Source organism: Aeromicrobium yanjiei (assembly GCF_009649075.1).
GTDB lineage: Bacteria > Actinomycetota > Actinomycetes > Propionibacteriales > Nocardioidaceae > Aeromicrobium > Aeromicrobium yanjiei.
The window spans coordinates 59397-83302 of the sequence record NZ_CP045737.1 but is presented as its reverse complement, the minus strand read 5'-3'; the positions used below and the strand labels follow the sequence as shown (position 1 = coordinate 83302).

The window sequence follows — 23906 nt, the reverse complement described above, 5'->3', positions numbered from 1 at the left end:
CCAACCCGATGCGGTCATCCTGCGCTTCGAAACCGTCAACCGCCGCCATGTAGTCGTCGACCAGCGGCTATGTGACCGGCAGCGCAATGACGGCCAGTACGAGCGCCACGAGCCATTTGTTCTTCGGGCTGTCAGCGCATGGGACCGTCCTCGCTCATTTCGAGTCCACCCCGTCGTAACTCCCTCCCTGCCCGTGTGCCGCTTAGGGGCGTGAGGCGTGGAACCCGGCTCGGTGGGGACGCACACTGCCGTTTCTCAATCGGCATCGAAGGCGTGACGTCTCCACCATTTCGTCGTGACGGAACGCTACCGACCGGCCGTTGGTCCTCCACCCCGCCAGTGCTGGGGACACTCCTCCGGCCAGCAGGTCACGGACACCACATGCATCCTGACCTCAATCCGTCCCGGAACGCCCACCCCGCGCTGCCGGGAGCGCGCGCTTCAAGACTGGCACCGCGCCGATCTTGCCTCCCCAGGGCGGGAGGTCACGCTGACCGTCGTACGCCCAGCAACTGATCACGCACCCGATTGACCGTACGATCGGGGGATGCGCGTCCGCCTCCCAATCATCGGCGCGGGCGTCGTCTATGTGGTGGCGCTGCTGTTCATCGGCCTGTGGCCGACCCACGTCGACCAGAACCTCGACCTCGCGAGCCGGCCCCCGACGACGTGGCTCGTCGCGCTGTTCGACCTGACCCCCGACCAGGGCTATCGGATCGGCGAGTTCGGCGCCAACATCTTGCTGTTCGTGCCGCTGGGTGCCCTGCTGATCGCGCTGTTCCCCCGCCTGGGGTGGCTGTGGGCGACGGTCCTCGCGGGACTCTTCTCGGTCGCTCTCGAGCTCGCCCAGACGGTTGCCCGGCCGGGGCGCACGGGCAGTACCGACGACGTGGTGGCCAACACCGCGGGTGCCGCCCTGGGTGCGCTGGTGGTCAGCCTGTGGCTGCGGCACGAGCGGCGACGCCACCGCTGAGACGGGCGCGGTCAGGCGATCTGCGCCTCAAGGTCGTCGTAGAGCAGGGCCGCGGTCAGGCCCGCGCGCTTGGCGACGTACTGCGCGCGGTCGGCGGCCGCGAACAGGTCGGTGGGCCGCACATCGGTGTCGGCGGTGATGGCGGCGGCCGCCACGCCCGCCGAGACGCCCACTTCGTGCTCCGCCTCCGCGAGCCGGTCGAGCAGGGCGTCGGCAGTGGCCAGCACCTCCCGCACGTCACGATCGGGCACCATCACCGTGAACTCGTCGCCGCCGACCCGCGCCACGATCGACGCGCCGAGGGGCGCGAACGCGATCCGGAGAGAGGACCCGACGAACCGGATCCGCTCATCGCCCTGGGCGTGGCCCTGGGTGTCGTTGATCGTCTTGAGGCCGTTGATGTCGACCACCACGATCGCCACGTTGCGGGTCGTCCCCTCCGGGACGTTGAACACCTGGGCCGCCTCGGCGTCGAGGCCGCGCCGGTTGAACAGCCCGGTCAGCGGATCGTGGAACGCGAGCTCCTGCAGCGTCTGCTCCCGCAGCGCGCGCGAGATCGCCGAGGCCAGGATCGCGACGAGCACCTCGGCGTACGCGATCGAGTCCGCGTCGAACCGGACGGCGCCGATGTGCCGGGTCGCGTAGAACTCTCCCCACGCCCGTCCGTCCACCACGATCGCCGTCGTCAGCGACGACCCCTTCTCGAGCCGGCGCAGCATCCGCCGCTCGGTCTCGTCCGACGAGGGGTCGTCGACCGCGTCGTGCGAGCTGAGCTTGTCCAGGATCGCGGACGCCAACCGCTTGTCGCCGGCGATCGAGTACGTCTCGTCGTCGGGCCAACGCTCCTCGCCCGGTCCGAGCTCGCCGACGTTGAGGATCGTGCGGATCTGCTGGGCGGGCTCGTCGAACTGGCTGATCGAGACGCTCGCGGCGCCGATCGCGCCGCGGGCGTGCTCGGCCGCGACCTCCAGCACCCGCTCGAGGCTGTGGGGCTGCATCAAGAGGTGCGCCATCGCCGCAAGGCTCTGCAGCCCGTGCGTCTCTCGTCCCATGTCGGCCCCTGTCCCCTGGAAATCCCACGTTAACCGCGTGTGCTGGAGTGCGAAGGGTTTTCACCAAACGGCGGCCGTGTGTTTCCCGTCGCGTCACTTTGCAGTGCGGTGGAGATTGCGCATGCACGAAGGAGCAGGACCCGACGGGGCCCTGCTCCTTGGTGTGCCTGCGGAGATGGCGAGATTTGAACTCGCGAGAGGTTTAAACCTCAACCCGCTTAGCAGGCGGGCGCACTAGGCCACTATGCGACATCTCCCCGCTGCAGTCCGAAGACAGCAACCGGATCAGGATAGCGACCGGGTCACCGGTCCGACGAATCGGGATCGATCCGAGCCCCTCGGAGCCTGCGTCAGGACGACGGATCCTCGTAGCGGGTGTAGCCGTTGGCGGTGTTCAGCCGGTCGTAGACCTCGCGGACGAGCTCCTCCGCCCGCGGGCCGACGTACGCCAGCGGGAAGGCGGTGGTCCCCGCATCGCCCCGGTCGAAGACCAGCCGCGTGCGGTCGACGGTGACGTCCTCGACCTCGGTCCAGACCACCCGCACGGGCTTCATGGTCATGAGCCCGCCGAGGCGTACGCCCGACGGATCCGCGCGGACCACGGCCGGCGGGAAGGCGAACACGCGCAGCGCGTTGAGCAGCAGCAGCACCGTGAGCACGCCGAGGGGCGCCCACACCCAGAAGGCGAGGGCGGCCACGAGGCCCGCGGCGATCAGGTGGATCCCGATCGCGGGCAAGGTGAAGCGGCGGTCAAGGCGATACTTCGTCACGCAGAGGGGGCGGGATTCGAACCCGCGGCTGACATCGCTGCCAGCGAGCGCTTTCAAGGCGCTTCCGATCGGCCACTCCGGCACCCCTCCTGGCAGCGGCACCGAAGCGCCACGCCAGAGACGATTGTCGCACCTGCCGGCGCGGCGGCTACTTCAAGGGGGCGAAGCGTGGGGGCTCGACGCGCACGATGGGCTCGATCGCGCGCGCGGCACGGGCCGAGCGCTCCCGCAGGACGTAGTGCCGCACGATCAGCCCGACGATGAGGCCGAGGACGACCGAGTAGAGGGTCGACAGCGCGATGTACGTCGGGAAGGCGCCCGGCGTCACGAGCGACGTGGTCAGCACCGCGGTGCCGATGACCGCGAACACCAGCACCCACCAGCCCTCGCGCCGCTTGGAGCGCATCGAGACGCCGGTGATGAGCGCCGGGAAGCCGATGAACACCTCGACCGGGCGCGGCACGCCCTCGAACGTCTCGCGGCTCCAGGTGACCAGGTCGCTGAACGACTCGACCAGGACGTCGGAGCCGTGCGAGCGCACGAAGCTGCTGTAGGCGAGGATCGCGAGCAGCAGGACCGCGACCCCCGCGAGGATCCCGAGGTTCTGCCGGCCGAGGCCGTGCAGGCCGGCGCCGAGGTTCCACACCAACGCGATCGCGAGGCCGAGCGCGACGGTGATGACCAGGAGGTTGAACCGCTGGTAGTTGACCGGGGCGTTCCACGCCGCGACCGACAGGGTGCCGCTCAGCGCGACCACGAGCGCCAGGGCGTACTCGCGCAGCGCGCCGACCACCGAGTCGGCCGGCCGGGTCACCATCACCGCCCACACCGCCGAGAGGACGGCGGAGACCGTCGCGGCGGACGCCAGCAGGACGTTGGTCTCCAGGGCGGCCGCGGCGATCGCGAGGGCGGCCGTGATCGGCAGCCAGATGCGCATGTGGCCGCCGCCGCGGTGGGTCAGGCCCACCGCGAAGACGATCGTGAGCAGGGCGGCCGAGGGACGCTCGACCCAGCCCGGGGCGCCGATCGCGATGATCGACGTCCCTGCGCCCGCCGTGCCGACGACCCACGCCACGAACACGACCCACATGAGCAGCCGCGCGGTGCGCGCCGACTCGATGCGCGGCTCACGCGTCGGGAGGTCGTACTCGGGAGGCACCGACGCGTCGAGCCGTCGACGTCCTCCCTGCACGGTGGAGCTCATGAGCGGTGTCGGATCCTTCGGTTGGAGAGCGAGGGATTCACGTCCCTCGCGTGCGCCAGGTCGGCTGCGGCCAGGGTGGCCCGGATGATCGCGGGAGCCAGGTCGGCCTCATCCACGATAGAGCCCCATGGATCGGCAACCAAGGAATGGCCGGTGTAGCGGTCGCCACCCTGCCCGGCCGCGACGACGTGGACCGTGTTCTCGATCGCCCGCGCGGTCAGCAGCGTCCGCCAGTGCTCGAGCTTGCGATCGCCCGCGACCCAGGCGGCCGGGACGACCAATATCTCGGCCCCCGCGTCGACCAGTCCGCGCGCGAGCTCGGGGAAGCGCAGGTCGTAGCAGGTCATCAGCCCGACCGGCCGGCCCGCGATCTCGACGACGACCGGCTCGACCTCACCCGCCGCCATGCGATCGGACTCCTTGTAGCCGAACGAGTCGTACAGGTGGATCTTGCGATACGTCCGCCGCAGCTCTCCGTCCGGCCCCACGACGACCAGCGTGTTGAAGGGCAGCCCGTCCGTACGCTCGAACATCCCCGCCACGACCGTCGCGCCGATGCGACGGGCCTCATCCGCGAGCAGTTGCACGAACGGGCCGTCCAGCGGCTCGGCCACCGCGGCCAGGTCGTGGTCGGGTGCGCCGAAGTCGTGCATCGCGGCCTCGGGCAGGACGACCAGGTCGAGATCGTCGCCGGGCCCCAGGGCGGCGAGCTGGGCCGCGATGGAGTCGCGGTTGGCGGCCGAGTCGATGTCGGACGCGCGCTGGACCACGGCAACATGCATGTCTTCCATCCTCTCAGGTGCCCTGTGAGGGGCCACCTGGATCGCCCGCACGGGCCGGGCCGACTACCGTACGGAGGATGCGCGCTGTCACAGCTCCCACGCCCGGCGGAGTCGACGCCCTCGAGGTCGTCGACCGTCCGGCACCCGAACCCGCACCCGGTGAGGTGCTCATCCGCGTCACCGCCGCAGGCGTCAACCGCGCCGACCTGCTGCAGCGCCAGGGCTTCTACGACCCGCCGCCCGGCAGCACCGACGTCCTCGGCCTGGAGTGCTCGGGCGACATCGTCTCCGTCGGTGAGGGCGTCACCGACCTGCAGCCCGGGGCCCACGTCTGCGCGCTGCTGACCGGCGGCGGCTACGCCGAGTACGTCAGCGTGCCCGCGGGCCAGGTCGCCACCGTGCCGTCCGGGATCTCGCTGACCGAGGCCGCAGGCCTCATGGAGGTCGCCGCGACCGTGTGGTCGAACGTCTTCATGATCGGCAAGCTGCAGCACGGCGAGACGCTCCTCGTGCACGGCGGCGCCAGCGGCATCGGCACGATGGCGATCCAGGTCGCCAAGGCGTTCGGTGCCACGGTCGTGGTGACGGTCGGCTCGGAGGACAAGGCCGCGTTCTGTCGCGAGCTCGGCGCGGATGTCGTCATCAACTACCGCGAGCAGGACTTCGCCGAGGAGATGAAGAGCGCCGGCCTGCGCGCCGACGTCATCCTCGACATCATCGGCGCGAAGTATCTCGCCTCGAACGTCTCGGTGCTCAACACCGCGGGGCGCCTCGTCGTCATCGGCATGCAGGGCGGCACCAAGGCCGAGCTCAACCTCGCCGCGCTGCTCACCAAGCGCGCCGCCGTGATGGCCACGTCGCTGCGGGCCCGGCCCAGCAACGAGAAGGCCGCGATCGTCTCGGCGATGGTCGCGCAGGTCTGGCCGCTCATCGCCGACGGCACCGTGCGGCCGATCGTCCACGCGACGTACCCGCTGGAGGACGTACGCCAGGCGCACCAGGTGCTGGAGGACTCGAGCCACATCGGCAAGGTCCTGCTGACCCTCTGAGGCGCACACCCCTGCGGTCTCGGCAAACGTGGCTACGCTTGATGGATGACTGAGGAGCAGCCGAAGATCATCGCCCCGGGCGGGCAGCCCATCACCGCACCCGGTGGCCAGCCGCCGCAGCAGCCTGAGCAGAGCGGCACCCCGCTCGGCAAGCTCGTGGAGCAGCCGGCCAAGGTCATGCGCATCGGGGGGATGATCCGCCAGCTCCTCGACGAGGTGAAGGCCGCCCCTCTCGACGAGGCCAGCCGGGCCCGGCTCCGCGCGATCCACACCCAGTCGATCCAGGAGCTCGAGGAGGGTCTCGCCCCCGAGCTGGTCGAGGAGCTGGAGCGCCTCAGCCTCCCGTTCGACAGCGAGGCGCCCAGCGACGGTGAGCTCCGCATCGCCCAGGCGCAGCTGGTCGGCTGGCTCGAGGGATTGTTCCACGGCATCCAGGCGGCGCTGTACGCCCAGCAGGTGCAGGCCCAGTCGCAGCTGCACAACATGAGGCTGGCCCTACCGGGTCCAAACGTGCCCAAAGGTGACGATTCGGACACTTCGGGCGAAAACCGGGATTCCGGGGGCATGTACCTCTAACCTGAGCCTTGATGTGACCTGAGGCACGGCGACTCCCTGCCTGCCTCTCTTGGGAAGAGGGACCCATGACCATCTTGGCTGAACCAACTGCGCCTCCGTGCGCCTCCGTACCGGACATCTATCACGACGAGCAGCTGCACTCCCCGCCGGCGCGGACCGACGTCACCGCTGCCGAGTGGGACCGGCTGGCCGCCAAGCGGGCGTCCGCGCACCGGCAGTGCGCCGCGTGCCCGCTCATGGTCGAGTGCCTCTATCGGGCCGTCGTCGAGGTCGACGTCTCCGGATTCGTGGCCTGCACGACCGAGCACGACCGCCACCTGATCCGCCGCCAGCTGGGCATCCAGGTGCAGCAGGCGTCGACGACTCCGTACGGCGCCCCGCGCGTGGGTGGCGGACCGGTGAGCCACGACGCTGTCATGACGGCCCGGCAGGCGTACCCCAAGGACACCTGCCACCAGCTCGCCGACCGCCTCGGCTGCTCGACGTCCACGATCAAGCGTCACCTGCGCCGGGCCCGCGAGCAGCAGCTCGAGGCCGCCGCGGCTCCCCGCGAGCCCGTGGCGCTGCTGCCCAGCACCGACGCCGTCCTCGACGCCTTCGACCAGCTCTCGACCAGCCGCGTCGCCTGACGCGCCCCGGCCCGGCCCCCGCGGCGTCCGAGATTTGGCGGCTTGAGCCCGCCAGATGTCGGGATCCGCGGGATGTGGCGGGCGGTAGCCGCCAAATCTTGGAGCGGGTGGGACGATCGGGGCATGGACTCCATCACGATCGACGTGCGGACCGGTGGCAGGTCGGTCGTGCACGACCTGTCGCGCGACTGCGCTGCGTTCTGTCGGGGGCGCGGTGACGGCCTGCTGCACGTGTTCGTGCCGCACGCGACCGCCGGGGTCGCGATCATCGAGACCGGATCGGGCAGCGACGACGACCTGCTGACCGCGCTGGACGACCTGCTGCCGCGCGACGACCGGTGGATCCACCAGCACGGGACGCCCGGGCACGGCCGCGACCACGTCGTGCCGGCGTTCCTGGCCCCGTCGATGACCGTCCCGGTGCTGGACGGACGGATGACGCTCGGCACCTGGCAGTCGGTGTGCCTGGTCGACACCAACGTCGACAACCCCGACCGGCAGGTGCGGCTCAGCTTCCTCGCGGGCTGATCCGGTCCAGCTCGGCCAGGTCGTCCTCGCCCAGCGTGAGCCCGGCCCCAGCGACGTTCTCGCGCAGGTGTGCGACCGACGAGGTGCCCGGGATGAGCAGGATGTTGGGCGAGCGCTGCAGCAGCCAGGCCAGCGCGACCGACATCGCGGTGGCGTCCAGCCGCGCGGCGACCGCGGACAGGGCGGACGACTGGAGCGGGCTGAACCCGCCGAGCGGGAAGAACGGCACGTACGCGACGCCGTCGGCCGCGAGCCGATCGATCAGGTCGTCGTCGAGGCGGTGCGCGAGGTTGTACATGTTCTGCACGCACACGAGCGGCGCGATCGCCCGCGCCTCGTCCACCTGCGCGACCGTCGCGTTGCTGACGCCGAGGTGCCGGATCAGGCCCCGCTGCTGGAGGTCGACGAGCGTCTCGTACGCCTCGGCGATCGACTCCTGCACGGGTCCGTCGGCGTTGCCGAGGCGCAGGTTGACGACGCCGAGGGTGTCCAGGCCGAGGGACTCCAGGTTGTCCTCGACCTGGCGCCGCAGCTGATCGGGCCGCCGCTCGGTCGGCCAGCCGCCCTGCTCGTCGCGCCGGCCGCCGATCTTGGTCACGACGTGCAGGGAGTCCGGATAGGGGTGCAGCGCCTCGCGGATCAGCTGGTTGGTGATGTGCGGGCCGTAGGAGTCGCTGGTGTCGATGTGCGTGATGCCGAGGTCGACGGCCTCGCGCAGCACCGCGATCGCGCCGTCGTGGTCGGCCGGCGGCCCCATGACCCAGCGGCCGGCCAGCTGCATGGCTCCGTAGCCGAATCGGGTGACGGTCAGGTCGCCCAGGGTCCACGTGCCGCCGGGAAGGGTGGTCGATGGTGTGCTCATGCGTCCATACTGGGCGCGGCGCTTCCCCCCGGGAAGTAGGTACCTGGGAGTGCCTAGGTCACCACCGAGTGAGGAGCACGACGATGAGCACGACCACCGCAGCGCAGCGCAGGACGCAGGCCAAGAACGAGTACAACGCGTTCTACGCCGCCTGTCCCAGCCGCCAGCTGATCGCCCGGATCTCCGACAAGTGGGTCGCGCTGATCCTGTGCGCGCTCGGCCGCGGCGGGGACCCGCAGCCGATGCGCTTCTCGGAGCTGTCGCGGACGATCGCCGGCGTCAGCCAGAAGATGCTCACCCAGACCCTGCGGTCGCTGGAGGCCGACGGGCTGCTCACCCGCACCGTCACACCGACCGTGCCCGTCACGGTGACGTACGAGCTCACCGACCTGGGCCTCTCGCTGCACCACCTGGTCCGCGGGATCAAGGACTGGGCCGAGGGTCACATGGACGAGGTGCTCGAGCACCGCCTGAGCGTCTAGAGGTAGCGGCGCAGCTCCTCGACGAGACCGTCGTCGTCGATCGAGCCGGTGACGTGGTCGGCGACGTCGGTGAGGGTGTCGGGCGCGTGGCCCATCGCGACACCGCGACCGGCCCACTGCAGCATCTCGATGTCGTTGTTGCCGTCGCCGACCGCGAGGACGTCCTCCTGCGCGATGCCGAGGCGGTCGGTCAGGAACGCCAGGCCGGACGCCTTGGAGACGCCCTCGGGCGCGAGGTCGAGCCACGCGGAGTAGCCGATGAAGTAGTTGGTGCCGATCAGGCCGAGGTCCTCGACGATCTTGGTGAACTCCTCGGCGGTGTGGTCGGTCGAGCGGATCACGACGCGGGTGACCGGATCGGCCATCAGCGAGTCGATGTGCTCGACGGTGAAGTTGCCGCTGATCTCATCCTCGGGGAACGGCCGGTTGACCCGGAAGCCGACCCCGAGCTCCTCGACCGCGACGATCGCGTCGGGGACGTACTCCAGGACGCGGCTCACCGCATCGCTCGCGTCGAACGTCACCGCGTGCAGCACCTCGACGGGGTCGTAGGAGAACACGACCGCGCCGTTGCTGGCGACCGCGTAGCCCTCGGTGAAGCCGAGCTTCTGGGTCGTGTCGACGACGCCGGGGATCGCGCGGCCCGTCGAGATGGCCACCTCGATGCCGGAGTCACGCACCGCGCGCACGACCTCGCGCACCGCGGGGGTCATCTCGTTGGCGCTGTCGACCAGCGTGCCGTCGACGTCGAGCGCGACGAGCCTGGGGCGCCAGCTCACGGCAGCGGCCTCAGGACCTCGCCGAGCAGCGGGTGCAGCGCCGCGGGCAGGCGTACGGACCCGTCCGCCTGCTGCCCGTTCTCGAGGATCGCGATGATCGTGCGGGTCATGGCGCACAGCGTGCCGTTGAGCGTCGCCGCGGGCGTCGTGCCCTCGGCCTCGCCGCCGCGGACCCGGATGTCGAGCCGGCGGCTCTGGAACTCGGTGCAGTTGGACGCCGAGGAGACCTCGCGGTACTTGCCCTGGGTCGGGATCCACGCCTCACAGTCGAACTTGCGGATAGCCGAGAGCCCCAGGTCGCCCGAGGCCACATCGATCACGCGGTAGGGCAGCTCGAGGGCGTCCAGCCAGGCCTTCTCCCAGCCCAGGATGCGCTGGTGCTCGTCGGCGGCCTGGTCGAGCGTCGTGTAGACGAACATCTCGACCTTGTCGAACCAGTGGACGCGGAAGATCCCGCGGGTGTCCTTGCCGTACGAGCCGGCCTCGCGGCGGAAGCACGGGCTGAACGCGGCGTAGCGGCGCGGCAGCGAGCCCGCGTCGAGGATCTCGTCGGAGTGGTAGGCCGCCATCGGCACCTCGGACGTGCCGACGAGGTACAGGCCGTCCTTCTCCAGGTGGTAGACGTCGTCCGCGGCCTGGCCGAGGAAGCCCGTGCCCTCCATCGCGCGCTCGCTGACCAGCGCGGGCGGGATCATCGGGGTGAAGCCCCACTCGGCGGCCTTGCTCATCGCGAGCTGGGTCAGCGCGAGCTCGAGCTGGGCGCCGACGCCGGTGAGGAAGTAGAAGCGCGAGCCGCTGACCTTGGCGCCGCGCTCGACGTCGATCGCACCCAGCATCTGGCCGAGCTCGAGGTGGTCACGGGGCTCGAAGCCCTCCGCCGCGAAGTCGCGGGGCGTGCCGACGGTCTCGAGCACCACGAAGTCGTCCTCGCCACCCTGGGGGGCGTCGGGCGAGGCCAGGTTGGGCAGCGACTTCATGAGCCGCTCGAACGTCTCGGCGGCCTCGGTCTGCGCGGCCTCGGCGTCCTTGACCTGCTGGCTGAGCTCCTTGGTGCGCGCGAGCAGCTGCTGCTTCTCCTCGCCCTGCGCCTTGGGGATCAGCTTGCCGAGGTTCTTCTGCTCACCGCGCACGGCCTCGTACGCCACGATCGAGGCTCGGCGCTGCTCGTCCGCGCTGATGAGCTCGTCGACGAGCTCGGTGGGCAGACCACGGCGCTGCTGGGCGGCGCGGACGGCATCGGGGTCATCTCTCAGGATTCGGGCGTCGATCACTGTGCCAGCCTATCGCCCGGGGCACGGCGGGTTTTCAGTCGATTAGAGTTGACCGACCCCTGAGGAGGACCTGTGACGTTGGACCTGCGTCGAGCCGATCCCGGCCGCCCCGCTGTGCTGGCCTGGGTGCTGGCCGTCCCGACGCTCATCTTCGCGATCCTCGCGGTCTGCGTCGCGACCGAGGCCTCGCCCGTGATGCGCCTGGACCAGCACGTGGCCGAGTGGGCGTACGACGTCACGGACGGTCGTCCCGGGCTCGTGGACTTCCTCGACGTCGTCGCGGTCGTGTTCAGCAATCTCGTGTGCGGCATCGTGCTCGCGCTGCTCGCGATCGTCGCGCTGGTGCGCCGTGAGCGGGCGATCGCCCTGTGGATCGTGCTGTCCGGCGTGGTCGCGATCGGCGGCAACGCGCTGATCAAGCTCGCGTTCGGCCGCGAGCGTCCGACGTTCGACATGCCGCTGCACGAGATCGGCGGCTACTCCTTCCCCAGCGGCCACTCGACCGGTGCGGGCATGTTCTTCACGGTGCTGGTCCTGCTGGCCATCGTCTCGACCGGCCGCGGCTGGAAGCGGCGCATCCTCGTCACGGTGCTCAGCCTGATGGCGATCGGCGTCGGCGCGAGCCGGATCTTCCTCGGCGTGCACTACCTCAGCGACGTCGTCGCCGGGCTCAGCCTCGGCATGGTGATCGCCCTCGGCCTGTGGCTCCTGATCGTGGCCGGCGCCGCCCGCCTGCCGCACGAGCTCGCTACCATCACCGGATCGGGGCGTCGCCGCGCCGCGGTCGTGCTCAACCCGGCCAAGGTCGGTGACGTCGAGGAGTTCAAGGCCCGCGTGCGGATGGTCGCCGACCTCAACGGCTGGAGCGAGCCGAGCTGGTACGAGACCTCGATCGAGGACCCCGGCCGCGGCCAGGCCAGGGCGGCGCTCGAGGAGGGCGTCGACCTCATCATCGCCGCCGGCGGGGACGGCACCGTGCGCACCGTGTGCCAGGAGGTCGCCCGCACCGGCGTCGCGGTGGGCGTCCTGCCCCACGGCACCGGCAACCTGCTCGCCCGCAACCTCGGCATCCCGCTCAACGCGCGGGACGCACTCGACGTCGCCTTCGGCGGCCAGGACCGGGCCATCGACCTCGCGGTCCTGGAGACCGACACCGGCCACCACACGACGTTCCTGGTGATGGCCGGCCTCGGCATGGACGCCGCGATCATGACCGGCGTCAACGACCAGCTCAAGAGCAAGGTGGGCTGGCTCGCGTACTTCGTCAGCGGCGTCAAGGCCGCCCGGTTCCCCGCGATGAAGGTGCAGATCTCGGTCGACGGCGGCGAGCCCCGCAGGTTCCGCGCGCGCACCGTGGTCGTCGGCAATGTCGGCTTCCTGCAGGGCGGCATCCCGTTGCTGCCCGACGCCCAGATCGACGACGGGCTGCTGGACGTCGTGGTGATCGCGCCGAAGCGGTTCATCGGCTGGCTCGCGATCATCGTGCGCGTCGTCGGGCGGCAGAAGCGCACCAACGAGCGCCTCGACCGCCTCACCGGCCAGAAGGTCGTCATCAAGGCCGAGAAGCCGGTGCCGATGCAGCTCGACGGCGACCCCGTCGGCGACGGGCAGACCATCACCGCCGAGGTGCAGCCGGGCGTCCTGCTGGTCCGCGTGCCGGTCGCCCTGGCACCGCCCTCGCCGCGCTGAGACGTCCGGTCACAGGGTCGCCAGCACCTCGTCCATCCGCTCGTAGCCCTCGGTCACCCCGTCGTCCATGCCGTTGGCCCGGATGCCGTCTCGGTCCTCCTGGGTGAGGAAGACCGAGGTGGTGCGCACCCGCGAGCGGCCGTCACCGAGATCGTCCATGCTCAACGACTCGAAGCTCACGTGACCGGGCAGGCCCAGCCACTCGAACGTGCGCAGGGTCAGCTCGGGTGTCGGGTCGCCGTGGAAGACGCCCCGGAAGGCGAACTCGTCGCCGTCGGGACCGCGCTGGACGAGGGTCCAGGCGCCGCCGTGACGCGCGTCGTTCGTGACCTCGACGTTGTCGTAGCCGCGCGGGCCGACCCAGCGTCCGATCAGCTCGGGCTCGGTCAGCGCGCGATAGACCTTCTCGGCCGGGTGGTCGAACTCGCGGACGATGGTGATGCCGTGCTGGCCGTCGTTCTCGATCGTGACGTCGTGCTTCGTGGTGCTCATGTGCTTCTCCTTGGTGGGATCAGTCGAGCTCCTCGAGCAGCGCGTCCAGACGGTCATAGCTCTCGGACCAGTACGTCCGGTAGTCGGCCATCCAGACCGTCGCGCCCTTGAGCGGCTCGGCCTCGAGGTGGCTGAGGCGAAGTGTCCCCTGCCGGTTGCGGGAGACCAGCCCGGCCTGCTCCAGCACCTTGAGGTGCTTGGACACCGCAGGCTGCGACATCGCGAAGAGCGCCGTCAGGTCACCGACACTGGTGTCCTGATCGGCCAGCCTCGCGAGGATCGCGCGCCGGGTGCGGTCGGCGAGTGCGCCGAACACGAGATCGAGCTGGTCCTCGTTCATCCCGCTACATAACCAGATGGTTATGGAAGCGTCAAGACCCCGTGTAGGCGTCGATCTCGGCGAGCAGCCGCGTCCTGACCGCATCGGGCGCGTACGAGTGACGCACCGCGGCGCGGGCGAGCTCGGCGACGCCGGCGTCGTCCAGGCCGAGCAGATCGCGCGCGACCTCGTACTCCTGGCTGAGCGTGGTGCCGAACATGGGCGGGTCGTCGGAGTTGATCGACACCGGCACCCCGGCCGCGACCAGGGCGGGCAGCGGGTGCTCGGCCATCGACGCCACCGAGCGAGTGCGGACGTTGGACGTCGGGCTGATCTCCAGCGGGATCTGGTGCTCCGCGAGGTACGCCATGAGGGCGGGGTCCTGCGCGGCCGCGATGCCGTGGCCGATGCGCTCGGCGCCGAGCGCCTCCAGCGAGTCCCAGATCGTCTGGGGGCCGGTCGACTCGCCCGCGTGCGGGAGGCTGTGCAGGCCTGCCGCACGGGCCTGGTCGAAGTGCGGCTTGAACTGCGGTCGCGGCACGCCGATCTCGGGACCGCCGAGGCCGAAGCCCACCAGGCCGTCCGGCTGCAGCCGCAGAGCGGTGTCGAGGGTGACGTCCGCGGCGGGCAGCCCGGACTCGCCGGGGATGTCGAAGATCCAGCGCATCGTGACGCCGAAGTCGGCCTCCGCTCGACGGCGGGCGTCCTCGAGCGCCTCGCAGTACGCCTCGGCGCTGATGCCGACTGCGATCGAGGTGTAGGGCGTGCAGGTCAGCTCGACGTACCGGACGTTCTGGGCCGCGAGGTCACGTGCGACGTCGTGGGTGAGCGTCCACAGGTCCTCCGGGGTGCGCAGCAGGTCGACGACCGACAGGTAGACCTCGATGAAGTGGCCGAAGTCGGTGAACGTGAAGAAGTCGGCGAGCGCGTCGGGGTCGGTCGGCACCGTGGTCGTGCCCGCATGGCGCTCCGCGAGCTCGGCCACCGTCCGCATCGAGGCGGATCCGACGTGATGGACGTGCAGCTCCGCCTTGGGCAGACCGGTCTCGAACGACATGCCCCGAGACTAGCGAGACCGGGGCTACTGGGCCTGCTGGCGCTCGACCACGGAGCCGCGGTCGTCGAAGTCGACGTCCACGGTCACGACGACCTCGTCCTGGATCGAGAGCTCGACCCGGTTCTCCTCGGTCGTGAGATTGCCTGCGGTGCCCTCGTCGAGCCACGTCCTGGACCCGAGGAGGCTGATCAGCGCGACCTTCGCGCCGTTGTCGGTCTGTCCGCGAAAGACGACCGGCCCGGGGCCGCTGTCGCGGATCACGAGGGCCGTGCGGCTGACGGCCGGGTTGTCGACCGAGACCGTCAGGTCCTCGCCCCCGCCGGTGCGACCGAAGGTCCACTTGTCGTCGCCGGACAGCTCCGTCGTCCCGGTCTCGCCCGTCGAGGTCGTCCACGTCACGGTGATCATCCCTCGATGTTTTCATGCCTCCCGGTCGCGTGCACCAGAACCTCGCCTCGGGCGCCGCCGTCAGCCGAAGCGCCGGGCCGACACATCGGCCTGGGCCAGCCGGCGCAGGGCCAGCAGCACCGGCTCCAGCAGGATCGTGCCCAGGACGACGTGCTGCACGGCGTCCTCGGACGACGTCGTCGGCACGCCTGCGATGTCGAGCTCGGCGACCTCGTGGGCCGCGGCGGCGTATCCGTCGAGCAGCTCGGGGCCGATCGTGAAGCCCGCGGCCTCGGCGACGTCGAGCGCGGAGGCCAGCGCGGCGACGGGCCCGTCGAGCGCGACGTCGGTGTTCCATCCCCAGCGCCGCAGCAGCGCCGTCACCCGCTCGCGGTCGACGGGACCCTCCACCGGCGTGAGGGTCGTCTGCACCTCGGCCAACAGGTCGAGGGGACCGTCCGCAGGGCTGTCGAGGTGCCCGAGCACCTCACGGGCGGTCGCGACGGACAGGCCGGAGGCGAGCAGCGCCCGCGTCAGGCGGAGCCGCTGGACGTGCGGCTCGTCGTACTGGGCCTGGGTGGCGGAGGTCAGCCGCCCGGGTGGGAGGAGCCCCTCGCGCAGGTAGTACTTGGCCGTCGCGGTCGTGACGCCGCCACGTCGGGCCAGCTCGGAGATGCGCACCCCTTGACAATAGCAAGTGCCACTATCCAGTATTGGAGAGTCCAACTATCCATTGGAGGTCGTCATGACCCGCACACGTCCCGGACGCACGACGCACCAGCACGACGGGGAGCTGGTCGTGTTCCTCATCGGCATGTCGATCAACCGGTGGTGGCGGCCGGACCGCTGGCTGCCGGTCTTCGCCGCGATGCCCCGCATGCTGAGCGAGCTGTCGAAGGATCCCGACAGCGGGCTGATGGGCTACCGCCTCGTGCTCAGCCCCCGTGGTCCGTGGCTTGTGCAGTACTGGTCGTCGGCCGACGCACTGTACGCATATGCGAGCGACCGGACGGCAGCGCACCGCCCCGCATGGGCCGCGTTCAACCGCCGAGCCCGTACGAACGACCGGGTCGTCGGGGTGTGGCACGAGACCTTCGTCGTGGACCGCGCCGAGTCGATCTACGTCAACTCCGCCCCGGCCGGGCTCGCCGCCGCGACCAGAGCCGTGCCGGTCGACCGTCGGCGCGACCGCGCCCGCGACCGGCTCGACGCCGCCTGAGCCGGCCGCGACCGGGTCAGGTGCCCGGGACGATGGCCGCGATGATCGTGCCGTCGGCGCGACGGCGGCCCGGGACGGGGGCCGGCTGACCCTCCAGACGCGGCCCCTGGCCCTCGATCGGCACCGAGACCGGGTCGCCCGGCGTCACCGTGACCTCGGTGCCGCGGACCACCAAGGTGGCCTCCTTGCCGTCCTCGATGCAGAGGTCGACCCGGTCGTGGTGCACGTCGACGCGGACCCGCGTGCCCAGCAGCGTGAGCCGGAACGTGAGCGACTCCCACGTCTCGGGCAGCCGCGGGTCGAGCGTGAAGACGCCGCTCTGGTCGCGGAAGCCACCGAAGCCGTTGACCAGCGCGCTCCACACGCCGCCCGTCGAGGCCACGTGGACGCCGTCGGACGTGTTGTGGTGGCGGTCGGCGAGGTCGACGTACAGCGCCGCGAGGAAGTAGCGCAGCGCGAGATCGTGATAGCCGACCTCGGCGGCCATGATCGACTGCACGACCGCGGACAGCGTCGAGTCGCCGGTCGTGATCGGGTCGTAGTACTCGAAGTCGGCCCGCTTCTCCTCCGGCGTGAAGTGCTCGCCCTGCAGGAACAGCGCCAGGACGACGTCGGCCTGCTTCAGCACCTGGAACCGGTAGATCACCAGCGGGTGGTAGTTGAGCAGCAGCGGACGCTTGTCGAGCGGCGTGTTGGCCAGGTCCCAGACCTCGCGCTCGAGGAAGTGCTGGTCCTGCGGGTGCACGCCGAGGTGCTCGTCATACGGGATCGCCATGTCGTCGGCCGCGCGCTCCCAGTCGTCGACCTCCGCGAGATCGAGCTTGAGCCGCTTGACGACCTCGTCGTACTCGGCGCCGTCGCGCTCGGCCAGCTCACGCACCGCCTGCACCGCCCGGCGCAGGTTGAAGCGCGCCATGACGTTGGTGAAGAGGTTGTCGTTGACGACCGTCGTGTACTCGTCCGGGCCGGTCACGCCGTGGATGTGGAACGTGCCGTCGGCCTCGTTGCGCCAGAAGCCCAGGTCGACCCACATGCGAGCGGTCTCGACCAGGATGTCGATGCCCTCGCGCGTCAGGAAGTCGATGTCGCCGGTCGCCGCGAGGTACTGGCTCAACGCATACGAGACGTCCGCGTCGATGTGGTACTGCGCGGTGCCCGCGGCGTAGTAGGCCGAGGCCTCCTCGCCGTTGATCGTCCGCCACGGGAACAGCGCACCCTGCTGGGCCATCTGCTTGGCACGGTTGCGGGCGGCATCGAGCAGCGTGTAGCGAAAGCGCAGGGCGTTGCGGGCCATCCGCGGCGTCGTGTACGTCAGGAACGGCAGGACGTAGACCTCGGTGTCCCAGAAGTAGTGCCCGCCGTAGCCCGAGCCCGTGACGCCCTTCGCGGCGATGCCGGTGCCCTCGGCGCGCGCCGCGGCCTGGGCGATCTGGAACAGGTTCCAGCGGGTCGCCTGCTGCACCTCGGGCTGGCCCGGGATCTCGACGTCGGAGCGGGTCCAGAAGTCGTCGAGCCACGCGCGCTGGTCGTCGAGCTGCTTGTCCAGGCCCTCGTCGTGGGCGCGGTCGAGCGTACGGCGGCAGCGGTCGAGCAGCTCGCGGGACGGGACGCCGCGCGAGGTGTGATAGCTGACGAACTTGGTCAGCGTGATCGGCTGGCCCGGCTCGGCGTCGATGCGGTACGTCATCTTGGCCAGGTCGTCGTCGGTCTGCATGCGCTTGGTGTAGCTGTTGGCCGTCTCGAGCCGGTGGTCGGCGGCGACCGCGATCGTCATGCCGCTCTCGGCGCACTGGTAGCCCAGCGCGACGCGGCCGTCCGCGATGTTGCCGGAGTTGCTCTGCGGCACCAGCACGCGGTGGCGCATCTGGCCGGCCTTGCGGGGGTCGACGCCTTCGCCCATCGACTTGGAGCGGACGTGGTACTCGTCCTCGCCGTCCTGGCGGTTGAGGATCTGCGAGGAGATCGCGACCGGCGCGTGGTCGTCGAGCATCGTGACCTCGAACGTCAGCACCGCGAGGTGGCGCTGCGTGAACGAGACCATGCGCCGCGACCGGATCTGCACGCGCTTGCCCCCGGGCGTACGCCAGAGGATGTCGCGGCTCAGCACGCCGGTGCGGAAGTCGAGGCGGCGCTCGTACTGCAGGAGGTCCGCGATCGGCAGCAGCAGCGGCTCGTCGTCGACGTAGAGGCGGATGACCTTGGCGTCGGGGGCGTTGACGATCGTCTGGCCGACGCGCGCGAAGCCGAAGGCCTCCTCGGCGTGCTGGATCGGCCAGGTCTCGTGGAAGCCGTTGATGAAGGTTCCGTGCGAGTACGAGTCGCGGCCCTCCTCGACGTTGCCGCGCAGGCCGAGGTAGCCGTTGCCGACCGAGAACAGCGTCTCGGTCGCGCCGAGGTCGTCCGCGTCGATGCGCCTCTCGACCAGGGCCCACTCGTCGACGGGATAGCGGGTGCGATCGAGGAAGTCCATCGCCTCGGGTGCGATGTGCGACGGGCTCATGCGGTCACCCCCGTTTCCTCCACGAGCTCGGCGAGGTCGTCGACCACGACGTCGGCACCGTTGGCGATCAGCGCGTCCTCGCCGACGCCACGGTCGACGCCGACCACGAGGCCGAAGTCGCCCGCACGTCCGGCCGCGACGCCCGACAGCGCGTCCTCGAACACGACGGCCCGCTCCTTGGGCACGCCCAGCTGGGCGGCGGCGTCGAGGAACGTGTCGGGAGCGGGCTTGCCGGCCAGGCCGCGCTCGCCGGCCTCCTTGCCGCTCACGATGACCGGGAAGTGCTCGATCATGCCGGCGGCGGTCAGCACCGCGGCGGCGTTGCGCGAGCTCGACACGATCGCCATCTTGGTGCCGCGCGTTGCGAGCGCCTCCACCAGGGCGACCGAGCCGGGATAGGGCGTGACGCCCTCCTCGGCGAGGATCTGCTCGAAGTCGTCGTTCTTGCGGTTGCCGAGGCCCGAGACGGTCTCGGCGGAGACCGGGTCGGAGGCGTCGCCCTCGGGCAGGGTGATGTCGCGCGAGGCGAGGAAGGACCGCACCCCGTCGTAGCGCGGCTTGCCGTCGACGTACGTGAAGTAGTCGGCATCCGTGTAGGGCTCGTCGACCCCGCGATCGCGCAGGAAATCGTTGAACATCTTGTCCCAGGCACGCATGTGGACCTCGGCAGTCGGCGTGATCACGCCGTCGAGGTCGAACAGTGCCGCGTCGTAATCATTCCAGTCCACCCGATGAGCCTACGCACGTGAGAGGGGGTCCCGTTAGTGGATCGGGTGCAACGCTCGCCACAAGAGCCTGCGTCCTCACTACGCTGTGCGCATGACACTCGGAGCGGACAGCGAAGTCGGACGACTACGGACGGTCATGCTGCACCGTCCAGGCGCCGAGCTGGGGCGGCTGACACCGCGCAACAACGACCAGCTGCTGTTCGACGGGATCCCGTGGCTGGGCCGCGCACAGGAGGAGCACGACGCCTTCGCGCAGGCCCTGCGCGACCACTCCGTCGAGGTGCTCTACCTGACCGAGCTGCTCACTGCGACGCTCGAGATCGCGGCGGCCCGCGAGGAGATCATCGCCAGCACGCTCAAGGACTTGTACGTCGGCCCGAGCCTGCAGGGCTGGATCGAGAGCCACCTGCACGGCGCCGCCCCCGACAAGCTCGCCGAGGTGCTGATGGCGGGCCTGCGCAACGACGAGGTACGCGTCGACGGCTCGGTCGCCCACGCCCTCATGCAGCCCGAGGACTTCCTCATCAGCCCGCTGCCCAATCTGCTGTTCACCCGCGACTCGTCGGTGTGGCTGCGCGACCGCGTCGCCGTGACGAGCCTTGCGATGCCCGCCCGGGCGCGCGAGACCCAGCTGACCGGCCTGATCTATCGCCACCACCCGCGCTTCGCCGGCACCCCGGTCGTCCACGGACCGCACCTGGAGCACCTCGAGGGCGGCGACGTCCTCGAGCTCGCGCCGGGCGTGATCGCGGTCGGCATCGGTGAGCGGACCACCCCCGCGGGCCTGGAGCGGTTCGCCCGGCAGGTGCTGACCGAGGACCTCGCGCGGACGGTGCTCGCGGTCCCGATCGCGCAGGAGCGCGCAACGATGCACCTCGACACGATCGTGACGATGGTCGACGTCGACACCGTCGTGATCTATCCCAACATGGCCGACAGCCTGCGCGCCGTGCCGCTGTCGCTCGAGGACGACCGCTTCGTGATCGGCCAGGAGTCGTCCTTCTTCTCCGCGGCCGCCGCGGCGATGGGGATCGACACCCTGCACCAGATCGACACGGGCCTCGACCCCGTGACGGCCGAGCGCGAGCAGTGGGACGACGGCAACAACACGTTGGCCATCGACGCGAGGCTCGCCGTGGCGTACGAGCGCAACGAGCAGACCAACGCCCGGCTCGAGGAGCACGGCATCGAGGTCATCACGATCAGCGGTGACCAGCTCGGCTCGGGCCGGGGCGGCCCGCGCTGCATGTCCTGCCCGATCGACCGCGACTAGGCCCGGCCGCCGCGGGGGGCGGGTGGGGTCAGACCTGGACCTGGCGGCTGATCAGGGCGCCGCGGGCGGAACGCTGCTCGGACGTGAGGGGCGAGTCGTCCGCGAGTGCCGCGGCGAGGCGCTCCTGGAACTCCTGGGCGGGACCCTCGAGATCGGCCGCGTCGTGCTCGAACTCCCAGACGGGCACGAGCAGGCCGTGGGCCCGGAAGTGGCCGATGAGCTTGGTGCCCTCGCCGAGGCTGTCGGCGTCGGCGGCACGCAGGCGGGCCAGCGCGTCGAGCAGCGCACCCTCGTCGTACGTCATGATCCAGCGCAGGAAGCGCTGCGGACCCATCTCGGTCCAGTAGGCGCCCTCGACCGACGACAGCTTGACGGTCGGGGCGATCGTCTCGTTGGCGTCGGCGATCATCGCCGCGGTGCTCTCGGAGTCGTCGACGCCGGCGACCCAGTAGTCGAAGCCGTCGTGGACCTCGACCTCGAAGCCGCTGTCGGGGTCGATCAGGTCCTGCAGGCGCGGTCCCACGCCCGGATCGGTCATGCGGACCGGGTTGCCCGGCTCGGTCTCGCGCGCGAGCTCGATCACGTGGGCGAGGTCGCGGCTGATGTCGCCGAAGTTGTGGGCGACCTGCAGGCCGACCCAGATCTCGCCGTCGGGGCGACGGATGCCGGCGCCGTTGCCCGGCAGCAGCGAGCAGATGCGCACCTGCTCGCCGGTCGTCAGCGTGATGGTGCCCGAGGCGGAGGGGACGAACTCGCGCAGGGCGACCCAGTCAGCCTCTGCGGGGAGTCCTTCGAAGGTGCGCGCCACGAAGGGCATGCGCTCCTTCTTGGCGGCCTTGTTCTTGATGCGCGACTTCTTGCCCATGAGGGGCGAGTCTAGGGGGTCGCTGCGGCGTCCTAGCGAGCGGACAGGGCCAGCTCGGCGTTGACCTTCGTGCCGGCCGACATGTCGACCCACCAGCGGTCGGCCACCCGGTTGATGATCGACAGGCCTCGACCGCTGAGGGAGTCCTCGTCGAAGTCGACGGGCTTGAGCGAGGCGCCCCGGCCCGCGTCGTGGACGCTGAGCTCGAGCAGGTCGCCGTTGATGGACCAGGAGATCTCGATCGTGCCGTCCTCGGTGGGGACGCCGTGACACACCGCGTTGGCGATCATCTCGCTGATGACGATGAGCGCGTCGTCGATCGTGTCGCTGGAGGCTCCGTGGACCGTGAGGAATGCTGCGAGGCGCGTACGAGCGATGCCGGGAGTGGACATGACGAACGGGAGCCGGATCGTGTCGTGAGCCAACAAGCTGCTCACCACCCTTCCGAAAAATTGCCGCGAAAAGGCCGCCCCGTTGACACGTGACGGCATGCCTATAGTCCAAAGTAACTACTCCAAGGGGTCCAATGCCACTTTTTCTGCGATCGATCCCCCGGAAGTGTCCGAACACACGACGAGCGGAGGATCAATCCATGACCGATGCAGGCATCCCGACAGTCGACGTGCGCGACGTCCCCAGCCCCATCCCGGACGACGTCGTCGTCCTTGACGTCCGTGAGGACAACGAGTGGCAGGCCGGGCACATCGACGGCGCGGTGCACATCCCGCTGGGCGATCTGCCCGCGCGGGTGGGCGACCTCGATCCCGAGGTGCGGACCCTCGTCGTGTGCCACGTGGGCGGCCGCTCGGCGCGCGCGACCCAGTGGCTCCAGGCGCAGGGAATCGACGCCTCCAACGTCGAGGGCGGCATGGCGGCCTGGGAGCAGGCCGGCCGGCCGATCGTGGCCTAACGACCCCAGTCGGGGTCGATCTCGCCGGGGTACGGCGGGGTGTCCGGGTGCAGCGGCGCCGGCGGGACCGGCCGCGGGGCGTGCGGTGGCGCGTGCTGGGGGACGTAGTGCGGAACGTACTGGGGCGCGTACTGCGGCGCGTACTGCGGCATCGCCCACGGGGGCGGCGGCCACATCGGCGGCTCGGGCGGCGGCGGCTCGGGGATCGGGTCGCGCGTGCGCTGGATGCCGTGGCGGCGGGCCGACCACTCGATCCAGACCAGCAGCACGATGCTCGAGACAACGGTCGGCAGGACGTCGACCGCGGTCGCCCCGCTGTCGTCGCTCGCGGAGATGACGCCGAGCGCGTCGAGCACGAACAGCACGACGTTGTTGGCCGTGTGCGCCGCGATCGCGGCCTCCAGCCCGCCGGTGCGGACCACCAGGATCGCCGCGGTCAGGCCGAAGATGCCGACGTCGACCAGGCCCCACAGCTCGTACGCGTGGCCCGCGACGAACGGTGCGACCGACACCAGGACCGGGATCGCTGCGAACCGGGTCCACGAGCCGACGAGCTGCATCACGTAGCCCCGGAAGACGTACTCCTCGGCGGCTGCCTGGAACGGCACGAGCAGCAGGACGACCACGATCGCCGCGATCACGTGCCCGCGGTCGCCGCTCGGGGCGCTCGTGTCCCCGCCGCCGGCGTCGATCGCGAGGGAGACGCCGATCGTGACGATGAAGACCGTGAACGAGATGGCCGCGGTGCGGGCGAGCCAGCCCCAGCGCAGCCGGCCGGCGACCGAGGACAGGTAGCCGACGGGGCGGGGACCCACGACCAGCACCGCGAGCAGCAGCGCCGGGATGAGGAGCACCAGCGAGAGCAGGTCCAGCGCGAAGAAGTCGAGGTGCGCGAGGTCGAGGTCGCCGGCCGCCTCGAGCCAGTCCTCGAGCGTCGTGTCGCCCGTGAGCGCGAAGTAGATCGCGGCGCCGACGACCAGCACGACCGTGAGCGCGAGGTAGAAGACCCCGGCGAGCAGGCCTGCGAGCGGGAGCTTCCACCAGGCGTACGCCGGCGTCTCGCGGGCCTGACGCTGATACGGCGTGGACATGTCGGTGATCCTCACACTCCGGATGCAGCAACGCCACCGGGCCGAGGCCCGGTGGCGTTGCTGGAGTCGAGCGGTCCTACTTGGCAGCGGCCTTGAGGCGCGAGCCGACGCTGACCTTGACGCCGAAGCCGGCGGGGATGTCGATCGTCTCGCCCGTGGAGGGGTTGCGGCCCGTTCGGGCAGCGCGAGCGACGCGCTCGACCGACAGGATGCCGGGGATCGAGACCTTCTCGCCCTTGGCGACCGAGTCGAGCAGGATCTCGCTGAAGGACGAGAGAACCGCGTCGGCGTCGGCCTTGCTGGTGCCGGCCTTCGAAGCGAGGGCAGCGACGAGGTCGTTGCGTGAGATAGCCACAAAAGCTCCTAGTGAGTGATGGTGTGTTCGGCGCCAGTCTATGAAGCGGCGGCGACACCCAGCG

Annotated in this window: 28 protein-coding genes and 2 tRNA genes; 10 read left to right on the top strand and 20 right to left on the bottom strand. The window is 70.5% G+C overall.

The features are described from left to right. Positions 1 to 547 precede the first annotated feature (547 nt). Positions 548 to 973: a VanZ family protein gene (locus tag GEV26_RS00690; protein ID WP_153651285.1), complete on the top strand. Its 426-nt coding sequence runs from the start codon at positions 548 to 550 to the stop codon at positions 971 to 973. Between the two features lie 11 nt (positions 974 to 984). Here the strand turns inward: GEV26_RS00690 and GEV26_RS00685 are convergent, their stop codons facing one another. The 6 genes from GEV26_RS00685 to GEV26_RS00660 all read right to left on the bottom strand — a co-directional run bounded on the left by GEV26_RS00685 (position 985) and on the right by GEV26_RS00660 (position 4781). Then, positions 985 to 2025 carry a GGDEF domain-containing protein gene (locus tag GEV26_RS00685; RefSeq protein ID WP_153651284.1) on the bottom strand — a complete coding sequence of 347 codons (1041 nt, stop codon included), beginning with the start codon at positions 2023 to 2025 and terminating at the stop codon, positions 985 to 987. A gap of 170 nt (positions 2026 to 2195) precedes the next feature. Further along, positions 2196 to 2282, bottom strand: a tRNA-Ser gene (locus GEV26_RS00680). A gap of 93 nt (positions 2283 to 2375) precedes the next feature. Then, complete coding sequence (locus GEV26_RS00675; RefSeq protein WP_153651283.1) at positions 2376 to 2795, bottom strand: hypothetical protein; 420 nt, start codon at positions 2793 to 2795, stop codon at positions 2376 to 2378. Between the two features lies 1 nt (position 2796). Continuing rightward, positions 2797 to 2885 (bottom strand) — tRNA-Ser (locus GEV26_RS00670). Positions 2886 to 2943: 58 nt separating this feature from the next. After that, a complete protein-coding gene (locus GEV26_RS00665; protein WP_153651282.1) occupies positions 2944 to 3999 on the bottom strand; it encodes a hypothetical protein in 1056 nt (351 codons plus the stop codon). Next, a complete protein-coding gene (locus GEV26_RS00660) occupies positions 3996 to 4781 on the bottom strand; it encodes a carbon-nitrogen hydrolase family protein (RefSeq protein WP_153651281.1) in 786 nt (261 codons plus the stop codon). The genes GEV26_RS00665 and GEV26_RS00660 overlap by 4 nt, the downstream gene beginning before the upstream one ends. Before the next feature lie 77 nt (positions 4782 to 4858). On the opposite strand from GEV26_RS00660, the gene GEV26_RS00655 reads away from it, so the two are divergent. From GEV26_RS00655 to GEV26_RS00640, 4 genes are all read left to right on the top strand, one after another. Then, positions 4859 to 5830 carry an NAD(P)H-quinone oxidoreductase gene (locus GEV26_RS00655; protein ID WP_153651280.1) on the top strand — a complete coding sequence of 324 codons (972 nt, stop codon included), beginning with the start codon at positions 4859 to 4861 and terminating at the stop codon, positions 5828 to 5830. Positions 5831 to 5875: 45 nt separating this feature from the next. Then, positions 5876 to 6406, top strand: a complete 531-nt coding sequence (locus GEV26_RS00650) for a bacterial proteasome activator family protein (protein ID WP_153651279.1) — start codon at positions 5876 to 5878, stop codon at positions 6404 to 6406. A gap of 65 nt (positions 6407 to 6471) precedes the next feature. After that, entirely contained in the window at positions 6472 to 7035 is a 564-nt protein-coding gene (locus GEV26_RS00645; protein ID WP_153651278.1) for a WhiB family transcriptional regulator, read from the top strand. Positions 7036 to 7158: 123 nt separating this feature from the next. Next, entirely contained in the window at positions 7159 to 7563 is a 405-nt protein-coding gene (locus GEV26_RS00640) for a YjbQ family protein (protein WP_153651277.1), read from the top strand. On the opposite strand, the gene GEV26_RS00635 is transcribed toward GEV26_RS00640, so the two are convergent. Continuing rightward, positions 7544 to 8425 (bottom strand): aldo/keto reductase family oxidoreductase, encoded by an 882-nt coding sequence (locus GEV26_RS00635; protein WP_153651276.1) that lies wholly within the window; start codon positions 8423 to 8425, stop codon positions 7544 to 7546. The two genes, GEV26_RS00640 and GEV26_RS00635, sit on opposite strands and share 20 nt — an antisense overlap. A gap of 83 nt (positions 8426 to 8508) precedes the next feature. Between GEV26_RS00635 and GEV26_RS00630 the strand changes: the two genes are divergently transcribed. Next, positions 8509 to 8907 carry a winged helix-turn-helix transcriptional regulator gene (locus GEV26_RS00630; protein ID WP_153651275.1) on the top strand — a complete coding sequence of 133 codons (399 nt, stop codon included), beginning with the start codon at positions 8509 to 8511 and terminating at the stop codon, positions 8905 to 8907. On the opposite strand, the gene GEV26_RS00625 is transcribed toward GEV26_RS00630, so the two are convergent. Both GEV26_RS00625 and serS read right to left on the bottom strand, forming a co-directional pair. After that, positions 8904 to 9686, bottom strand: coding sequence for an HAD family hydrolase (locus GEV26_RS00625; RefSeq protein WP_153651274.1), 783 nt, complete (start codon positions 9684 to 9686; stop codon positions 8904 to 8906). The genes GEV26_RS00630 and GEV26_RS00625 overlap by 4 nt on opposite strands. Then, positions 9683 to 10957, bottom strand: coding sequence for a serine--tRNA ligase (gene serS, locus GEV26_RS00620; RefSeq protein ID WP_153651273.1), 1275 nt, complete (start codon positions 10955 to 10957; stop codon positions 9683 to 9685). The genes GEV26_RS00625 and serS overlap by 4 nt, the downstream gene beginning before the upstream one ends. 72 nt (positions 10958 to 11029) lie before the next feature. On the opposite strand from serS, the gene GEV26_RS00615 reads away from it, so the two are divergent. Continuing rightward, entirely contained in the window at positions 11030 to 12646 is a 1617-nt protein-coding gene (locus GEV26_RS00615; RefSeq protein WP_153651272.1) for a bifunctional phosphatase PAP2/diacylglycerol kinase family protein, read from the top strand. Positions 12647 to 12655: 9 nt separating this feature from the next. Here the strand turns inward: GEV26_RS00615 and GEV26_RS00610 are convergent, their stop codons facing one another. The 5 genes from GEV26_RS00610 to GEV26_RS00590 are packed head-to-tail and all read right to left on the bottom strand — an operon-like array spanning position 12656 to position 15582. Beyond that, positions 12656 to 13138, bottom strand: coding sequence for an SRPBCC domain-containing protein (locus GEV26_RS00610; RefSeq protein WP_153651271.1), 483 nt, complete (start codon positions 13136 to 13138; stop codon positions 12656 to 12658). A 19-nt stretch (positions 13139 to 13157) separates the two neighbouring features. Continuing rightward, positions 13158 to 13478 (bottom strand): ArsR/SmtB family transcription factor, encoded by a 321-nt coding sequence (locus GEV26_RS00605; protein WP_153651270.1) that lies wholly within the window; start codon positions 13476 to 13478, stop codon positions 13158 to 13160. Between the two features lie 31 nt (positions 13479 to 13509). Next, positions 13510 to 14514, bottom strand: a complete 1005-nt coding sequence (locus GEV26_RS00600; protein WP_153651269.1) for an adenosine deaminase — start codon at positions 14512 to 14514, stop codon at positions 13510 to 13512. Positions 14515 to 14538: 24 nt separating this feature from the next. Further along, positions 14539 to 14922 (bottom strand): hypothetical protein, encoded by a 384-nt coding sequence (locus GEV26_RS00595; protein WP_153651268.1) that lies wholly within the window; start codon positions 14920 to 14922, stop codon positions 14539 to 14541. 60 nt (positions 14923 to 14982) lie between these two features. Beyond that, positions 14983 to 15582: a MerR family transcriptional regulator gene (locus GEV26_RS00590; protein ID WP_153651267.1), complete on the bottom strand. Its 600-nt coding sequence runs from the start codon at positions 15580 to 15582 to the stop codon at positions 14983 to 14985. A 64-nt stretch (positions 15583 to 15646) separates the two neighbouring features. Here GEV26_RS00590 and GEV26_RS00585 point away from each other — a divergent pair, with 64 nt between their 5' ends. Then, complete coding sequence (locus GEV26_RS00585) at positions 15647 to 16120, top strand: DUF4188 domain-containing protein (protein ID WP_153651266.1); 474 nt, start codon at positions 15647 to 15649, stop codon at positions 16118 to 16120. A gap of 16 nt (positions 16121 to 16136) precedes the next feature. Here GEV26_RS00585 and GEV26_RS00580 read toward each other — a convergent pair whose 3' ends face one another. Then, positions 16137 to 18605 carry a glycoside hydrolase family 65 protein gene (locus GEV26_RS00580; protein ID WP_412838309.1) on the bottom strand — a complete coding sequence of 823 codons (2469 nt, stop codon included), beginning with the start codon at positions 18603 to 18605 and terminating at the stop codon, positions 16137 to 16139. An 11-nt stretch (positions 18606 to 18616) separates the two neighbouring features. Further along, positions 18617 to 19348: an HAD family hydrolase gene (locus tag GEV26_RS00575; protein ID WP_153651264.1), complete on the bottom strand. Its 732-nt coding sequence runs from the start codon at positions 19346 to 19348 to the stop codon at positions 18617 to 18619. A 91-nt stretch (positions 19349 to 19439) separates the two neighbouring features. Here GEV26_RS00575 and GEV26_RS00570 point away from each other — a divergent pair, with 91 nt between their 5' ends. Continuing rightward, complete coding sequence (locus tag GEV26_RS00570) at positions 19440 to 20621, top strand: arginine deiminase (protein ID WP_153651263.1); 1182 nt, start codon at positions 19440 to 19442, stop codon at positions 20619 to 20621. Positions 20622 to 20649: 28 nt separating this feature from the next. On the opposite strand, the gene GEV26_RS00565 is transcribed toward GEV26_RS00570, so the two are convergent. Then, the gene (locus GEV26_RS00565) at positions 20650 to 21486 is read right to left on the bottom strand and encodes a DUF5926 family protein (protein ID WP_153651262.1); all 837 of its coding nucleotides are present in this window, start codon (positions 21484 to 21486) and stop codon (positions 20650 to 20652) included. Between the two features lie 32 nt (positions 21487 to 21518). Further along, positions 21519 to 21923 carry an ATP-binding protein gene (locus GEV26_RS00560; RefSeq protein ID WP_194839915.1) on the bottom strand — a complete coding sequence of 135 codons (405 nt, stop codon included), beginning with the start codon at positions 21921 to 21923 and terminating at the stop codon, positions 21519 to 21521. A gap of 155 nt (positions 21924 to 22078) precedes the next feature. On the opposite strand from GEV26_RS00560, the gene GEV26_RS00555 reads away from it, so the two are divergent. Beyond that, positions 22079 to 22396 carry a rhodanese-like domain-containing protein gene (locus GEV26_RS00555; protein ID WP_153651260.1) on the top strand — a complete coding sequence of 106 codons (318 nt, stop codon included), beginning with the start codon at positions 22079 to 22081 and terminating at the stop codon, positions 22394 to 22396. On the opposite strand, the gene GEV26_RS00550 is transcribed toward GEV26_RS00555, so the two are convergent. Both GEV26_RS00550 and GEV26_RS00545 read right to left on the bottom strand, forming a co-directional pair. Next, positions 22393 to 23487, bottom strand: a complete 1095-nt coding sequence (locus GEV26_RS00550) for a CPBP family intramembrane glutamic endopeptidase (RefSeq protein ID WP_153651259.1) — start codon at positions 23485 to 23487, stop codon at positions 22393 to 22395. The two genes, GEV26_RS00555 and GEV26_RS00550, sit on opposite strands and share 4 nt — an antisense overlap. A gap of 76 nt (positions 23488 to 23563) precedes the next feature. After that, on the bottom strand, positions 23564 to 23842 hold the full coding sequence (locus GEV26_RS00545) for an HU family DNA-binding protein (protein WP_056604352.1): 279 nt from the start codon (positions 23840 to 23842) through the stop codon (positions 23564 to 23566). Between the last annotated feature and the right edge of the window lie 64 nt (positions 23843 to 23906).

Excerpts from the sequence above, each read along its gene's own strand:
- GEV26_RS00595 (WP_153651268.1), bottom strand. The coding sequence starts at position 14,922 with ATGATCACCGTGACGTGGACGACCTCGACGGGCGAGACCGGGACGACG.
- GEV26_RS00610 (WP_153651271.1), bottom strand. The coding sequence starts at position 13,138 with ATGAGCACCACGAAGCACGACGTCACGATCGAGAACGACGGCCAGCAC.
- GEV26_RS00665 (WP_153651282.1), bottom strand. The coding sequence starts at position 3,999 with ATGAGCTCCACCGTGCAGGGAGGACGTCGACGGCTCGACGCGTCGGTG.
- GEV26_RS00630 (WP_153651275.1), top strand. The coding sequence starts at position 8,509 with ATGAGCACGACCACCGCAGCGCAGCGCAGGACGCAGGCCAAGAACGAG.
- GEV26_RS00585 (WP_153651266.1), top strand. The coding sequence starts at position 15,647 with ATGACCCGCACACGTCCCGGACGCACGACGCACCAGCACGACGGGGAG.
- GEV26_RS00660 (WP_153651281.1), bottom strand. The coding sequence starts at position 4,781 with ATGCATGTTGCCGTGGTCCAGCGCGCGTCCGACATCGACTCGGCCGCC.
- GEV26_RS00650 (WP_153651279.1), top strand. The coding sequence starts at position 5,876 with ATGACTGAGGAGCAGCCGAAGATCATCGCCCCGGGCGGGCAGCCCATC.
- GEV26_RS00550 (WP_153651259.1), bottom strand. The coding sequence starts at position 23,487 with ATGTCCACGCCGTATCAGCGTCAGGCCCGCGAGACGCCGGCGTACGCC.
- GEV26_RS00655 (WP_153651280.1), top strand. The coding sequence starts at position 4,859 with ATGCGCGCTGTCACAGCTCCCACGCCCGGCGGAGTCGACGCCCTCGAG.
- GEV26_RS00685 (WP_153651284.1), bottom strand. The coding sequence starts at position 2,025 with ATGGGACGAGAGACGCACGGGCTGCAGAGCCTTGCGGCGATGGCGCAC.
- GEV26_RS00605 (WP_153651270.1), bottom strand. The coding sequence starts at position 13,478 with ATGAACGAGGACCAGCTCGATCTCGTGTTCGGCGCACTCGCCGACCGC.
- GEV26_RS00640 (WP_153651277.1), top strand. The coding sequence starts at position 7,159 with ATGGACTCCATCACGATCGACGTGCGGACCGGTGGCAGGTCGGTCGTG.
- GEV26_RS00690 (WP_153651285.1), top strand. The coding sequence starts at position 548 with ATGCGCGTCCGCCTCCCAATCATCGGCGCGGGCGTCGTCTATGTGGTG.
- GEV26_RS00635 (WP_153651276.1), bottom strand. The coding sequence starts at position 8,425 with ATGAGCACACCATCGACCACCCTTCCCGGCGGCACGTGGACCCTGGGC.
- GEV26_RS00645 (WP_153651278.1), top strand. The coding sequence starts at position 6,472 with ATGACCATCTTGGCTGAACCAACTGCGCCTCCGTGCGCCTCCGTACCG.
- GEV26_RS00600 (WP_153651269.1), bottom strand. The coding sequence starts at position 14,514 with ATGTCGTTCGAGACCGGTCTGCCCAAGGCGGAGCTGCACGTCCATCAC.
- GEV26_RS00555 (WP_153651260.1), top strand. The coding sequence starts at position 22,079 with ATGACCGATGCAGGCATCCCGACAGTCGACGTGCGCGACGTCCCCAGC.
- GEV26_RS00565 (WP_153651262.1), bottom strand. The coding sequence starts at position 21,486 with ATGGGCAAGAAGTCGCGCATCAAGAACAAGGCCGCCAAGAAGGAGCGC.
- GEV26_RS00570 (WP_153651263.1), top strand. The coding sequence starts at position 19,440 with ATGACACTCGGAGCGGACAGCGAAGTCGGACGACTACGGACGGTCATG.